The organism is Streptomyces sp. NPDC110618 (genome assembly GCF_055657065.1).
In genome coordinates this window covers 87,385-101,476 of sequence record NZ_JBVKBN010000004.1, presented here as the reverse complement: position 1 = coordinate 101,476, position 14,092 = coordinate 87,385, and the positions used below count along the sequence as shown (strand labels likewise).

The 14,092-nt window shown below is 71.5% G+C and carries 13 protein-coding genes; 5 read left to right on the top strand and 8 right to left on the bottom strand.

Annotated features, from left to right (window positions below; translation table 11 throughout):
* Window positions 1-3: 3 nt before the first annotated feature.
* From ACZ7L7_RS09235 to ACZ7L7_RS09200, 8 genes are read right to left on the bottom strand one after another with little or no spacing between them, the layout of a single operon-like run.
* The gene (locus ACZ7L7_RS09235) at window positions 4-1,998 is read right to left on the bottom strand and encodes an NADH-quinone oxidoreductase subunit 5 family protein (protein ID WP_285510659.1); all 1,995 of its coding nucleotides are present in this window, start codon (window positions 1,996-1,998) and stop codon (window positions 4-6) included.
* Window positions 1,995-2,393: an NADH-quinone oxidoreductase subunit NuoK gene (nuoK, locus tag ACZ7L7_RS09230; protein ID WP_453599068.1), complete on the bottom strand. Its 399-nt coding sequence runs from the start codon at window positions 2,391-2,393 to the stop codon at window positions 1,995-1,997. Before nuoK ends, ACZ7L7_RS09235 begins: the two co-directional genes overlap by 4 nt.
* Window positions 2,393-3,001: an NADH-quinone oxidoreductase subunit J family protein gene (locus tag ACZ7L7_RS09225; protein WP_453599065.1), complete on the bottom strand. Its 609-nt coding sequence runs from the start codon at window positions 2,999-3,001 to the stop codon at window positions 2,393-2,395. Before ACZ7L7_RS09225 ends, nuoK begins: the two co-directional genes overlap by 1 nt.
* Complete coding sequence (locus tag ACZ7L7_RS09220; RefSeq protein WP_453599062.1) at window positions 2,998-3,549, bottom strand: NuoI/complex I 23 kDa subunit family protein; 552 nt, start codon at window positions 3,547-3,549, stop codon at window positions 2,998-3,000. Before ACZ7L7_RS09220 ends, ACZ7L7_RS09225 begins: the two co-directional genes overlap by 4 nt.
* A gap of 2 nt (window positions 3,550-3,551) precedes the next feature.
* Entirely contained in the window at window positions 3,552-4,520 is a 969-nt protein-coding gene (locus ACZ7L7_RS09215; protein WP_093718458.1) for a complex I subunit 1/NuoH family protein, read from the bottom strand.
* Window positions 4,517-5,944, bottom strand: coding sequence for an NADH-quinone oxidoreductase subunit C (locus ACZ7L7_RS09210; protein WP_472075427.1), 1,428 nt, complete (start codon window positions 5,942-5,944; stop codon window positions 4,517-4,519). The genes ACZ7L7_RS09215 and ACZ7L7_RS09210 overlap by 4 nt, the downstream gene beginning before the upstream one ends.
* Window positions 5,941-6,543, bottom strand: coding sequence for an NADH-quinone oxidoreductase subunit B (locus ACZ7L7_RS09205; protein WP_285510664.1), 603 nt, complete (start codon window positions 6,541-6,543; stop codon window positions 5,941-5,943). Before ACZ7L7_RS09205 ends, ACZ7L7_RS09210 begins: the two co-directional genes overlap by 4 nt.
* The gene (locus tag ACZ7L7_RS09200; protein WP_453599055.1) at window positions 6,534-6,953 is read right to left on the bottom strand and encodes an NADH-quinone oxidoreductase subunit A; all 420 of its coding nucleotides are present in this window, start codon (window positions 6,951-6,953) and stop codon (window positions 6,534-6,536) included. Before ACZ7L7_RS09200 ends, ACZ7L7_RS09205 begins: the two co-directional genes overlap by 10 nt.
* Window positions 6,954-7,144: 191 nt before the next feature.
* On the opposite strand from ACZ7L7_RS09200, the gene ACZ7L7_RS09195 reads away from it, so the two are divergent.
* From ACZ7L7_RS09195 to ACZ7L7_RS09175, 5 genes are all read left to right on the top strand, one after another.
* Window positions 7,145-8,365 carry a sensor histidine kinase gene (locus tag ACZ7L7_RS09195; RefSeq protein ID WP_453599052.1) on the top strand — a complete coding sequence of 407 codons (1,221 nt, stop codon included), beginning with the start codon at window positions 7,145-7,147 and terminating at the stop codon, window positions 8,363-8,365.
* A gap of 225 nt (window positions 8,366-8,590) precedes the next feature.
* Window positions 8,591-9,919 carry a sensor histidine kinase gene (locus ACZ7L7_RS09190; protein ID WP_472075424.1) on the top strand — a complete coding sequence of 443 codons (1,329 nt, stop codon included), beginning with the start codon at window positions 8,591-8,593 and terminating at the stop codon, window positions 9,917-9,919.
* Between the two features lie 225 nt (window positions 9,920-10,144).
* Window positions 10,145-10,804, top strand: a complete 660-nt coding sequence (locus tag ACZ7L7_RS09185) for a response regulator transcription factor (protein WP_285435592.1) — start codon at window positions 10,145-10,147, stop codon at window positions 10,802-10,804.
* 257 nt (window positions 10,805-11,061) lie between these two features.
* Window positions 11,062-12,990, top strand: a complete 1,929-nt coding sequence (locus ACZ7L7_RS09180) for a 2-oxoacid:acceptor oxidoreductase subunit alpha (RefSeq protein WP_472075422.1) — start codon at window positions 11,062-11,064, stop codon at window positions 12,988-12,990.
* A complete protein-coding gene (locus ACZ7L7_RS09175) occupies window positions 12,983-14,062 on the top strand; it encodes a 2-oxoacid:ferredoxin oxidoreductase subunit beta (protein WP_285510669.1) in 1,080 nt (359 codons plus the stop codon). The genes ACZ7L7_RS09180 and ACZ7L7_RS09175 overlap by 8 nt, the downstream gene beginning before the upstream one ends.
* Window positions 14,063-14,092 lie beyond the last annotated feature (30 nt).

Here is a 14,092-nt window from a genome sequence, read left to right as displayed (position 1 = left end):
TGCTCACGCTCCCGTGGCGACGAGGACGGCGGCGACCGCCAGGACGACGGTTCCGGCGAGCAGCGCGCTCACATAGGTCTGCACATTGCCGGTCTGGGCCCGCCGGACGGCGATGCCGAGCCAGCGGGGCAGCGCGCCCGCCCCGCGGACGTAGGTGTCGACGACCTCGCGGTCGAGGAACCGGACGAGACTCGCGCCGGCCTGGACCGGGCGGACGAAGAGGGCCGAGTACACGGCGTCCAGGTGGAAGCCGACCGCCGCGTGCCGGTGCAGCGGGCCGAGCAGGAGCCTGCCGGGGTCCGCCGGGTCCGGTGCCGAGGCCACATCCCCGTAGGCCGGTGCGTGGCTCGCGATGGCCTCCGACTCGACCTGTCCCGCGTCGCCCTCCGGGTGGGCCGCGACCGCACCCATCGGGACGCGGGCCGCGAGGGCGGTGGTGTGGCGCCAGGCCGCGTAGGTGACGATGCCGCCGACCAGGGCGACACCGGTGCCGAGGACCGAGGTGGTGAGGGTCGGGGCCAGGTCCTGGCCGTCGAACCAGTCGGGCAGCGTGCCGTAGGCGAAGCCGCCGAAGGCGAGTGAGGGCACGGCCAGCACCCAGAGCACCACGGTCATGGTGAGCGGCTGGCGGCCGTGGTCCGGGGCCTCGGTCCCGCGGCCGCGGAAGGCCAGCAGCCACAGGCGGGTCGCGTACGCGGCGGTGAGCAGGGCCGTGAGCAGGGCGGCGAGCAGGACGGTCCAGCCCGCGGCGCCGGGGGCGTGCTCGGTGTGGCCGGTGGCGACGTGCTCGGCGGCGCCGAGGACGGACTCCTTGGAGAAGAAGCCGCTGAAGGGCGGGATCGCGGCGAGCGCGAGCAGCGCCACGGTCATCGTCCAGTACGCGTCCGGGACGCGGTCGCGCAGATGGCCCATGCGGGACATGGCGGCGAGCGAGTTGGTGCCTGCGGCGTGGATGATCACGCCGGCCGCGAGGAACAGCAGCGCCTTGAAGGCGCCGTGGGACAGGAGGTGGAAGACGGCGGCGCCGCGGTCGGCGACGGCGAGGGCGCCGGCCATGTAGCCGAGCTGGCCGATGGTCGAGTAGGCGAGGACCCGCTTGATGTCGTCCTGGGCGAGCGCGGCGAGGCCGGAGCCGATCATCGTGACGGCGGCCATCACGGCGAGGACGACCATCGCGGCCTGGGAGGCCTCGAACACCGGGAGGAGACGGGCGACGAAGTAGACACCGGCGGCGACCATCGTCGCGGCGTGGATCAGCGCGGAGACGGGCGTCGGGCCCGCCATCGCGTCGGGGAGCCAGGTGTGCAGCGGGAACTGCGCCGACTTGCCCGCCACGCCCGCCAGGAGCAGCAGCGCGATCAGCGTCGGGTGGTCGAGGCCGCCGCCGGCGACGGTGCCGAGGATCTTCGTGATGCGGAACGAGCCGGCGTCGGTGGCCAGCGCGAACAGGCCGATCAGGAAGGGGACGTCGCCGAGCTTGGTCACCAGGAAGGCCTTCAGGGAGGCGGCGCGCGCCTGAGGGGTCTCCCAGTAGTGGCCGACCAGGAAGTACGAGCAGATGCCCATGATCTCCCAGCCGACCAGCAGCACCATCAGGTCGCCGGAGTAGACGACGAGCAGCATGGCGGAGGTGAACAGGGAGACCAGCGCGGCGTAGGAGGGGTAGCGCGGGTCCTCGCGCAGGTAGCCGGTGGAGTAGATCTGCACGCAGGAGGCGACCAGGCCGACCAGGACGGCCACGAGGGCGGCGAAGCCGTCGATGTACAGCGCGAGGTCGATCGGGACGGACCCAGTGGGGGTCAGCTCGGTGGAGGCCGTGACGGCCCGGCCGCCGCCCTGGTCGACGGCGACGAGGACGGCGAGGACGAGGGAGGTGAGCGTGGGCAGGACGGCGAGCGGGCGGACGTAGCCCGGTGCCGTGCGGCCGAGGAGCAGTCCGGCGGCGGCGCCCAGGAACGGCAGGAGGGGGACGAGGACGGCGAGGGTGGTCGTGGTCACGCGGTGGCCTCAGCCTTCTCCTCGGCAGTGGCGGGTGCCCGGTCGTCCGGCGCGTCGGGTTCCTCGTCGCCGTGGCGGCTCTCGGCGGTGTCGCGGAGCTTGTCGATGTCCGCGGTGCCGCGGTTGCGGTAGACGGCGAGCACGATCGCCAGGCCGATGCCGATCTCGGCGGCGGCGATGGCGATGGTGAACAGGGTCAGGGCCTGCCCGGAGTGCAGGGTCTCCTCGGCGGCGCGGCTGAGCCAGACGTCGAAGGCGACCAGGTTGAGGTTGACGGCGTTGAGCATCAGCTCGACCGACATCAGGACCAGGATCGCGTTGCGGCGGGCAAGGACGCCGTACAGGCCCGTGCAGAACAGGAGGGCGGAGAGCACGGCGGGATACGCGAGGTGCATCAGCGGGCGCCTTCCTTGTCGGCACCGGCGGCTGCCGGTCCGGCGGGGCCGCCGGTCGCGGTCGCCGCGTCGGCCTTCGCCTTGCGGGACAGGACGATCGCGCCGACCAGGGCGGCGAGGAGGAGGACGGAGAGGGCCTCGAAGGGGAGGACCCAGTTCTGGAAGAGGGCCTGGCCGGTGACGTCGGTGGAGCCGGACGGGGCGCCGTCGAGGTCGATCCAGGTGGTGCGGAAGGCGTCGACGACCACCCAGACCAGGGCGACGGCGGCGACGACGGCCACCGTGAGGGCGACCCAGCGGTTGCCGGAGTCGGCGTCCGGGGATCGGCCGATGGGGGCGCGGGTGAGCATCAGCCCGAAGAGGAGGAGGACGACGACGGAACCGACGTAGATGAGGACCTGCACCCAGGCGATGAACTCGGCGGTGAGCAGGAGGTATTCGACGGCGAGGCCGCCGAGGGCGACCACCAGCCACAGGGCGGCGTGGACGAGCTGCCGGGTGGTGACGGTGATCAGGGCCGCGCCGAAGGTGACCAGGCCGACGAGGAGGAAGGCGATCTCGACGCCGGTCGGGGAGAGGAAGCCGTGCGTGTCTGCGGCGAGGTTCACGACTCTCCCTCCCCGGGTTCGGCCTGGGCGGCGGCCAGCTTCTCCGCCGTCTTGCGCGCCGCGGCGATCTCCTTGGGCTCCTCGGCGGCGGGGTCCAGGGCGGGCGGCTCGGGGACCGTCCACATCCACTCGCGGAGCTTGTCGCGCTCGTGGGTGAGGTCGCGGATGTCGGTCTCGGCGTACTCGAACTCCGGGGACCAGAACAGGGCGTCGAAAGGACAGACCTCGATGCAGATACCGCAGTACATGCACAGGGAGAAGTCGATGGCGAAGCGGTCGAGGACGTTGCGGCTGCGCTCGCGGCCGCCGGGGGTCGCCGCCGGGATCGTCTCCTTGTGGGAGTCGATGTAGATGCACCAGTCGGGGCACTCGCGGGCGCACAGCATGCAGACCGTGCAGTTCTCCTCGAACAGGCCGATCACGCCGCGGGTGCGGGGCGGGAGGTCGGGCTGGGCGTCGGGGTACTGCTTGGTGACCGACTTGCGCGTCATGGTGCGGAGGGTGACGGCCAGGCCCTTGGCGAGGCCGCTGCCGGGGATGGGGGCCATGGTTACTCGATCACCACCTTGACGATGCCGGTGAGGGCGATCTGGGCGAGGGCGAGGGGCACGAGGAGGGTCCAGGAGAGCTTCTGGAGTTGGTCCTCGCGCAGCCGGGGGTAGGTGACGCGGAGCCAGATCACGATGAAGGCGAGGACGGCCGTCTTCAGCAGGGTCCACACCCAGCCGAGGCCGTCGGCGCCCCAGGGGCCGTGCCAGCCGCCGAGGAAGAGGACGGTGGTCAGTCCGCACAGGACGACGATTCCGGCGTACTCGGCGAGCAGGAACAGCGCGAAACGCAGGCCCGTGTACTCGGTGTACGCGCCGAAGATGATCTCCGAGTCGGCGACCGGCATGTCGAAGGGCGGGCGCTGGAGTTCGGCGAGGCCGGCGACGAAGAAGACGATCGCGCCGACGATCTGCCAGGGCAGCCACCACCACTCGAACGCGTTGAGGATGCCGGGCAGCGAGACCGTGCCGGCCGCCATGGCGACGGAGGCGGCGGCCAGCAGCATCGGGAGTTCGTAGGCGAGGAGCTGGGCGGCGGTGCGCAGGCCGCCGAGGAGGGAGAACTTGTTGGCGGAGGCCCACCCGGCCATCAGCGCGCCGAGGACGCCGACGCCCATGACCGCCAGTACGAAGAAGACGCCTGCGTCGATGACCTCGCCGACGGCGCCCTCCTCGGGGCCGATCGGGATGGCGAGCAGCACGAGCAGGTACGGCAGCAGCGCCACGGCGGGGGCGAGCTGGAAGATACGGCGGTCCGCGCCGGCCGGGACCACGTCCTCCTTCTGCGCGAACTTCACACCGTCGGCGACGAGCTGGGCCCAGCCGTGGAAGCCGCCCGCGTACATGGGGCCGAGGCGGCCCTGCATGTGCGCCATCACCTTGTGCTCGGTCTGGCCGATGAGCAGGGGGAAGGTCAGGAAGACGACGAAGACGACGAGGAGTCGCAGGGTGACGTCGAGCGCGTCGTTCACTGCGGGCCTCCTGCGGGGGTGTCCGGGTCTTCGGGGGCTGGCTGTTCGGTTGGGGCAGGGTCCTCGGCGGGGGCGGGGTCGTCGACCGGGAGCTGGTTGTCCGTCGGGGACTGGTCATCGGCCGGGGTCGGTTCGTCCGGCCGCGCGGCATCGGGCTGCGGCGCGGACGCGGGCTTCGCGAGCTCCTCGCCTGCCGGGGCCGCCGTGTCCTTCGGAGGCGCCTCGCCCGCTGGCGCGGGCGCGGTCTCCGTGGCCTCCTCGCTCGCCGGAGCCGAAGTCGGCGCGCCCTTCGGTGCCGGCGCGTCCTCGAAGGCCGGGCGGGCGTGGTGCCAGGGGGCGTCCGCGCTGCGCGGGGTCCTGGGCGGGGTGGGGGTCGCCGTGCCCTCGACCGCCGGGGGCTGGGTGGGGGTCGCCGTGCCGTCGGCCGCCGGGGGCTGGGTGCGCTGGGAGGCCGAGCCCTCGGTCGCGCTGCGGGCGCGGCGCGGGGTCGCGCCCGCCGTACCGGCGGCTGCCGCCTGCTGGCTCGCCGAGCCCTCCGAGGCCGACCGGGCGCGGCGCGGGGTGGGCGCCGCTGTGCCCTCGGCCGTCGTGCCCTCGACTGTCGTGCCCTCAGCCGTCACGCCCTTTGTCGTGCCCTCGGCCGTCGTGCCCTCCGCCGCCGGAGGCTGGGTCCGCTGGGAAGCCGAACCCTCACCGGCGCTGCGGGCGCGGCGCGGGGTCGGGCCCGCCGTACCGGCGGCTGCCGCCTGCTGGCTTGCCGAGCCCTCCGAGACGGACCGGGCGCGTCGTACCGGGCGCTCCCCCGCGGCGGCGCCTGCCGCGGCGCGGCGTGCCGGGCGGGCCGGGGCGGCCGGGAGCTGGCCCTTCAGCGGGCCCCACTCGTTCGGGTCGGGTACGCCGGGCGGGAGCATCTGGCGGCGCTTGGGGCCGCCGTGGTCGGACTCGCCCGGTTCCTTGGCACCGGGCCAGGCCTTGGCGACGCGGGCGGCGAGGACGAAGTCCTTGCGCAGGGGGTGGCCCTCGAAGGTCTCCGGGAGGAGGAGGTGCTCCAGCCCCGGGTGGCCCTCGAAGGTGACGCCGAACATCTCGTGGGTCTCGCGTTCGTGCCAGGCCGCGCCCGCGTAGACGGTGACCGCGGACTCCAGGACCGCGGACGCGTGCGGGACGGTCGTGCGCAGCAGCAGCCGGCGTACCGGAGCCAGGGCGGCCACGTGGGCGGCGACGCGGAACCCGGTGCCGGGTTCGTCGACCGCGCTCAGCCAGTCGAAGAAGGTGCAGCCCAGCTCGTCACGGGCGGTACGAAGGGCGGAGGTCCAGCTCGCCGGCGGTACGTCGACGGTCAGGACCTCGTAGGACTCCTCGGCGGTGGCCTCCGTGCCGAAGAGTTCCTCGACGGGGGCGGGCAGCCAGCCGACGGTGCTCATCGGCCCTCCCCGGAAGGCGGGGTCGGCGCGGCGACCAGCCCGCTCTGCAGTGCCGCCGCCGAGGGCCGCACCGCTCCGTACCGCTCCCCCAGCGACTCCCTGGCGATCTTCTCCTGGAGCTTCAGGATTCCCTGGAGCAGCGCCTCCGGGCGGGGCGGGCAGCCGGGGACGTACACGTCCACCGGGATGATCTGGTCGACGCCCTTGGTGACCGAGTACGAGTCCCAGTACGGGCCGCCGCAGTTGCTGCAGGCGCCGAAGGAGATGACGTACTTCGGCTCGGGCATCTGCTCGTACAGCCGCTTGACCGCGGGCGCCATCTTGTCGGTGACCGTGCCGGAGACGACCATCAGGTCGGCCTGGCGCGGGCCGGGCGCGAAGGGGATCACGCCGAGGCGGATGAAGTCGTGGCGGGCCATGGACGCGGCGATGAACTCGATCGCGCAGCAGGCGAGGCCGAAGTTGAAGACCCAGAGCGAGTAGCGGCGGCCCCAGTTGAGGACCACCTTCATCGGCTCGGGCGCCAGGCGGGCGAGCGCGCCGAGCCGCTTGGGCTCCGGCAGCGGCACCGGCTCGGACGAGGTGGGGGTCACGTCCATGCCAGGACGCCCTTCTTGTATGCGTACAGCAGACCGACGGCAAGGAAGCCGAGGAAGACGAACATCTCGACGAGGGTGGTGGCCCCGTAGCCGGGGGCGGCGAAGACCGTCGCCCAGGGGAACAGGAAGATCGAGTCGACCGCGAAGATCACGTACAGGAAGGCGTAGACGTAGTAGCGGACCTGGGTGTGGGCCCAGCCCTCGCCGACGGGGTCGACTCCGCACTCGTACGTCAGCAGTTTCTCGGGCGTCGGGACCACGGGCCGCAGCAGGCGACCGGCCCCGAAGGCGACCGCGACGAACAGCACGCCGACCACGGCGAGCAGTCCGACGACGGAGTAGGACTGGAAGTACTCCGCCGAGACGACGACACCCTTGTCCGCCGCGACGACGACGGTCGTTTCCGGCACGTCCGTCCCTCGCTCCCTGACCTCAGTGAACACAGCCGTTCGACGATCTAGTACGCACGGGAGTCTAGGCCCTGCTAAAGCGAGCGTAAGCAGCCCGTCACAGCTTCGTGCGCGGCAGTGGGGTTTTCCCCAGGGGAGCTGGGCGGTCCGCCTCATGGCGCGAGCGCCGCTCGACCGGCACGCTAGCCCATATGACCGATCGCCAGCCGTCTTCCCACCGCGCCACGAGAGCCGCCGGAGCCGCCCCCTACGACGAGGAGGAGCCGCTGCCGCCGGCGCGTTTCGCCTACGACCGGCACACCTGGAAGGAGATCCTGCACCTCCTGCTGAATCTCCCGGTGTCGCTGTTTGGCTTCACCTACGTCGTGACGCTGCTGTCCGTCGGCGCGGGGTTGACGGTGACGGTGGTCGGCTTCCCGTTGCTGGCGCTCGGGCTGATGGGCGCGCGGCAGCTCGGCAAGCTGGAGCGCAAGCGGGCCCGGCGGCTGCTCGGGGTGCGGGTGGACGAGCCGAGCCCGCTCAGGCTGCGGGGCAGCCGGAACGGTTTCTTCCCGCAGTTGTGGCTGCTGTTGAAGGACCCGGTGGGCTGGCGGACGGTGCTGTACGAGTTCATCCGGCTGCCCTGGGGCATCCTCACCTTCACCGTGACGCTGGTGTCGCTGTTCGTGCTGTGGCCGGTGCTGCCGTTCCTCGCGCGGGGCATGGCGAGCCTGGACCGGGCGATGGTGCGGGGGCTGCTGTCGCCGTCGGACGACCTGGAGCGCCGGATCGCCGAACTGGAGTCCGACCGCGGGGTCGTGGTCGACACGGCGGCGGCCGATCTGCGGCGCATCGAGCGCGATCTGCACGACGGCGCGCAGGCCCGGCTGGTCAATCTGGCGATGGGGCTCGGTCTGGCCAAGGAGAAGCTGCTGGAGGACCCCGAGTACGCGGCGGCGATGGTCGAGGAGGCGCACGGCGAGGTGAAGCTGGCCCTCCAGGAGCTGCGGGACCTGGCGCGCGGGATCCACCCGGCGGTGCTGACCGACCGCGGTCTGGACGCCGCGCTCTCCTCGGTCGCCTCCCGCTGCACGGTCCCGGTGAAGGTGACCGTGGACCTGGACGAGCGGCCGGCCGCGGCGATCGAGGGCATCGCCTACTTCACGGTCTCCGAGCTGCTGCAGAACGTCAGCAAGCACAGCATGGCCCGCTCGGCCTCGGTGGACGTGTGGCGGGCGAACGACCGGCTGCTGCTCCAGGTGTGGGACGACGGCCGCGGCGGGGCCCGGCTGGACGGCGGTACGGGGATGCAGGGGCTCGCCGAGCGGCTCGGCGCGGTGGACGGGCTGTTCGTCATCGACTCCCCGGAGGGCGGGCCCACCACGGTCACGGCCGAGCTGCCCTGGCGGGACCGGGTTCCGGAGCGGGGGTAGGGGCCGGGGCGGGGCCAAGTCCGGAGCCGGGCGGTAGGGGCCGGGGCGGGGCCAAGTCCGGAGCCGGGCGGTAGGGGCCGGAGCGGGGCCAAGTCCGGAGCCGGGGGGTAGGGAAAACCCCCCTTCAAAGACGCCGATGGACTCCATGGTCCGCGGACCTGCGGCGCAGGAGGGTGGAGGTACGCACAACACCCCGGACGCACGGAAGAGAAACGGACGACGCCGATGGCCATGGAGTACGGGCAGGGTTACGGACTCGATGTCCCCGAGAGGCACCGGCTGCCCGCCGGACTGCGGGCACCTTTCGAGGCGCGGCACTGGCGGGAGCTGATCTACGTGCTGATCGGTCTGCCGATCAGCATTGTGCTCTTCACCTACTCGGTCACCATGGTCTCCCTGGGCGCCGGTCTGCTGGTGACCTTCCTCGGTATCCCGGTCATGGCGGCGGGCCTGGCCGGCTGCCGCGGTTTCGGGGCGCTGGAGCGGGCACGCGCGCGTGGGCTGCTGGACCTGGAGGTCGCCGACCCCGAGCCGCTGCGCATCCGCAAGCAGGGCTTCCTGGCCTGGATGGGCGCGGTCCTCAAGAGCGGCGCCTCCTGGCGCGCCCTGCTGTACTCGGTGCTGCACCTGCCGTGGGCGACGTTCTCCTTCACCGTCGCGGTGACCTTCTGGTCGATCGGCTGGGGTCTGCTGACGTACCCCCTGTGGTTCTGGCTGTTCCCGCTGTACGGCGGACAGGACGGCATGCAGCTCTACGGCGACGAGACGCACAGCGTCTACCTCGACAACGCGTTCGAGATCACGGTGACGGCGCTGGTGGGGCTGCTCTTCACGCTGGCCACGCCGTGGATCGTGCGGGCGCTGACGACGGTCGACCGGCTGCTGGTGCACGGGCTGCTGGGTCCGTCGCGGCTGGCCACGCGTGTGGTGGAGCTGGAGTCGGACCGCGGGGTCGTGGTCGACACGGCGGCGGCCGATCTGCGGCGCATCGAGCGCGATCTGCACGACGGCGCCCAGGCCCGGCTGGTGGCGCTGGCGATGGATCTGGGCCTGGCGAAGGAGAAGCTCGCGGAGGATCCGCAGGCCGCGGCCCGCATGGTGGACGAGGCCCACGGCGAGGTGAAGATCGCCCTTCAGGAGCTGCGCGACCTGGCCCGGGGCATCCACCCGGCGGTGCTGACCGACCGCGGTCTGGACGCCGCGCTCTCCTCGGTCGCCTCCCGCTGCACGGTCCCGGTGGAGGTGCAGGTCGATTTGGAGGAGCGGCCGGTACCGGCGATCGAGGGCATCGCCTACTTCACCGTCTCGGAGCTGCTGCAGAACATCAGCAAGCACTCCCGGGCCACCTGGGCGGCCGTGGACGTGTGGCGGGTGGAGAACCGGCTGATGCTCCAGGTCGTCGACAACGGCGTCGGCGGCGCCGACACCACCGCGGGCTCGGGTCTGGCCGGGCTCACCGAACGGCTCGACGCGGTCGACGGAATCCTGGTGGTGGACTCCCCCGTCGGCGGCCCGACCCGGATCACCGCGGAGCTGCCCTGGCGCACGGTGTGACACCGCGGCGCTTCTGAGTCCCTTCCGCGTCCGCCTCCGGTGTCCCCCGCACCGGAGGCGGGCCTGTGTCCAAAACCCGACCCTGCTCGTGGGAGTGCGCGGCAGGTTATCCACAGGCCCGCCGCGATTCGGCATATCGCGGAATACTGAGGCCGTGGAACGAGGTCGGGCGACATCCGGCCGGACGCAACAGGGCTCGGGGGGCCGAAGGTCGTGGAGGACAAGGTGCGGGTGGTCATCGCCGAGGACTCAGTGCTGCTCAGGGAGGGCCTGACCCGGTTGCTGACCGACCGCGGGCACGAGGTCGTGGCCGGTGTGGGCGACGGGGAAGCGCTGATCAAGACCATCACGGAGCTGGACGCGCAGGGCTCGCTGCCGGACGTCGTGGTCGCGGACGTACGGATGCCGCCCACGCACACGGACGAGGGTGTGCGGGCGGCCGTGCAGCTGCGCAAGGCGCATCCGGGACTCGGGGTGCTCGTCCTGTCACAGTACGTGGAGGAAAGGTACGCCACCGAACTTCTGGCCGGTTCCAGCCGTGGGGTGGGATACCTGCTCAAGGACCGGGTGGCCGAGGTCCGGGAGTTCGTGGACGCGGTGGTGCGGGTGGCCCAGGGCGGCACGGCCCTGGACCCGGAAGTGGTCGCACAGCTGCTCGGACGCAGCCGCAAGCAGGACGTCCTCGCGGGACTGACCCCGCGGGAGCGGGAGGTCCTGGGGCTGATGGCCGAGGGGCGCACCAACTCCGCCATCGCGCGCCAGCTGGTGGTCAGCGACGGAGCCGTGGAGAAGCACGTCAGCAACATTTTCCTCAAGCTGGGGCTGTCCCAGAGCGACGGGGATCACCGTCGCGTTCTGGCGGTCCTGACCTATCTGAACTCCTGACGGCCTGACACCGTGTCAACAAAAGGCGGCCGGCCTCCGCTGGGCCGGAGAACCGGACAGGGAGCGGGGAGCGTCTTCTAAAGAAGCGCCGGGGGGCGCGTAAATCATGACAAGTCAGGGTGGCGCAGCGTCTCAGAACCGTGTCCATCATGCGAATGGCCCGGGGAAGGCGACCCTTGCGGACGTAGGGTTGATCCTGTGGGAGGGCCTGTGGGAGGGCCCCTCCCCGACAGCCGCCTCTAGGGAGGTCCAGTTCAGTGACCAGCCAGGTCAGTAGCCCAGCGGAGCAGGCCGACGAAGCAGTAGTGGGAGAGCAGCGCAATCCGGCGACGGTGAAGGGCGTGCGCCGGCTGGACCGGGTGATCATCCGGTTCGCGGGGGATTCCGGTGACGGTATGCAGCTCACCGGTGACCGGTTCACCTCGGAGACGGCGTCCTTCGGCAACGACCTGTCGACGCTGCCGAACTTCCCCGCCGAGATCCGCGCTCCCGCCGGGACCCTGCCTGGTGTCTCCTCCTTCCAGCTGCACTTCGCCGACCACGACATCCTCACGCCGGGCGACGCGCCGAATGTGCTGGTGGCGATGAACCCGGCGGCCCTGAAGGCGAATGTGGGCGACCTGCCGCGTGGCGCGGAGATCATCGTCAACACGGACGAGTTCACGCGCCGGGCCATGCAGAAGGTGGGCTACGAGTCCTCTCCGCTGGAGGACGGCTCGCTGGACGGCTACCACCTGCATCCGGTGCCGCTGACCACGCTGACGGTGGAGGCGCTCAAGGAGTTCGACCTCTCCCGCAAGGAGGCCGAGCGCAGCAAGAACATGTTCGCGCTGGGCCTGCTGTCGTGGATGTACCACCGGCCCACCGAGGGCACGGAGAAGTTCCTGAAGTCGAAGTTCGCCAAGAAGCCCGAGATCGCGGCGGCGAACATCGCGGCGTTCCGCGCGGGCTGGAACTTCGGTGAGACGACGGAGGACTTCGCGGTCTCCTACGAGGTGGCTCCGGCGGCGAAGGCCTTCCCCGTCGGCACCTACCGCAACATCTCCGGCAACCTCGCCCTGTCCTACGGGCTGGTCGCGGCGTCCCGCCAGGCGGACCTGCCGCTCTTCCTGGGCTCCTACCCGATCACGCCGGCCTCCGACATCCTGCACGAGCTGTCGAAGCACAAGAACTTCGGTGTGCGCACCTTCCAGGCGGAGGACGAGATCGCCGGAATCGGGGCGGCGCTGGGGGCGGCGTTCGGCGGCTCGCTGGCGGTGACCACGACGTCCGGGCCGGGTGTGGCGCTCAAGAGCGAGACCATCGGCCTGGCTGTGTCGCTGGAACTGCCGCTGCTGGTGGTGGACATCCAGCGCGGCGGCCCGTCGACGGGTCTGCCGACCAAGACGGAACAGGCGGACCTGCTCCAGGCGATGTACGGCCGCAACGGCGAGGCGCCGGTGCCGATCGTCGCCCCGTGCACCCCGGCCGACTGCTTCGACGCGGCCCTGGAAGCGGCGCGGATCGCGCTGACGTACCGCACACCGGTGTTCCTGCTCTCCGACGGCTACCTGGCCAACGGCTCGGAGCCGTGGCGGATTCCGGAGCTGGACGAACTCCCGGACCTGCGGGTGCAGTTCGCGCAGGGCCCGAACCACACGACGGAGGACGGCACCGAGGTCTTCTGGCCGTACAAGCGGGACCCGCTGACGCTGGCCCGGCCGTGGGCGATCCCGGGCACGCCGGGGCTCGAACACCGCATCGGCGGCATCGAGAAACAGGACGGCACGGGCAACATCTCCTACGACCCGGCCAACCACGACTTCATGGTGCGGACCCGGCAGGCGAAGATCGACGGCATCGACGTGCCGGACGTGGAGGTCGACGACCCGCACGGCGCGAGCACGCTGGTGCTGGGCTGGGGCTCGACCTACGGCCCGATCACCGCGGCCGTGCGCCGGCTGCGCACCGCGGGCAGGCCCGTCGCGCAGGCGCACCTGCGCCACCTCAACCCGTTCCCGAAGAACCTCGGCGAGGTGCTGAAGCGCTACGACCGGGTCGTGGTCCCCGAGATGAACCTCGGGCAGCTCGCCACGCTCATCCGGGCGAAGTACCTGGTGGACGCCCACTCGTACAACCAGGTCAACGGAATGCCGTTCAAGGCCGAACAGCTCGCAACGGCTCTGAAGGAGGCCATCGATGGCTGAGACGTCCAGGGAAGGCACGGGCACGATCGAGGCACTCTCGCTCGTCCCCAAGGCCGAGGCCAGGCAGTCCATGAAGGACTTCAAGTCCGATCAGGAAGTGCGCTGGTGCCCCGGCTGCGGTGACTACGCGATCCTCGCCGCCGTGCAGGGCTTCATGCCCGAACTCGGCCTGGCACGCGAGAACATCGTGTTCGTCTCGGGCATCGGCTGCTCCTCGCGCTTCCCGTACTACATGAACACGTACGGCATGCACTCCATCCACGGCCGCGCCCCCGCCATCGCGACGGGGCTCGCGACGTCCCGGCGCGACCTGTCGGTGTGGGTGGTCACGGGTGACGGCGACGCGCTGTCCATCGGCGGCAACCACCTCATCCACGCCCTGCGGCGGAACGTGAACCTGAAGATCCTGCTGTTCAACAACCGCATCTACGGGCTCACCAAGGGCCAGTACAGCCCCACTTCGGAACTCGGCAAGATCACCAAGTCGACGCCGATGGGCTCGCTGGACGCGCCCTTCAACCCGGTGTCGCTGGCGATCGGCGCGGAGGCGTCCTTCGTGGCCCGCACGGTGGACTCCGACCGCAAGCACCTCACGGAGGTGCTGCGCCAGGCGGCGGCCCACCCGGGCACCGCGCTGGTGGAGATCTACCAGAACTGCAACATCTTCAACGACGGCGCCTTCGAGGTCCTCAAGGACAAGCAGCAGGCCGAGGAGGCGGTCATCCGCCTGCAGCACGGCGAGCCGATCCGCTTCGGCACCGACGGGGGCCGGGGCGTCGTACGGGACCGGGCGACCGGTGATCTGAAGGTGGTCGAGGTGACTCCGGAGAACGAGGCCGACATCCTCGTGCACGACGCGCACGCGCACTCCCCCACCACGGCCTTCGCGCTGTCCCGCCTGGCCGACCCCGACACCCTGCACCACACGCCGATCGGCGTCTTCCGCAGCGTCGAGCGGCCCGTCTACGACACCCAGATGAGCGACCAGCTGGAAACGGCGGTCGAGCAGTACGGCAAGGGCGACCTCGCCGCGCTGCTGGCCGGGGGCGACACCTGGACGGTCGTCGGCTGACGTCCGGCCGTCCGGCCGAGCCGTCGGACC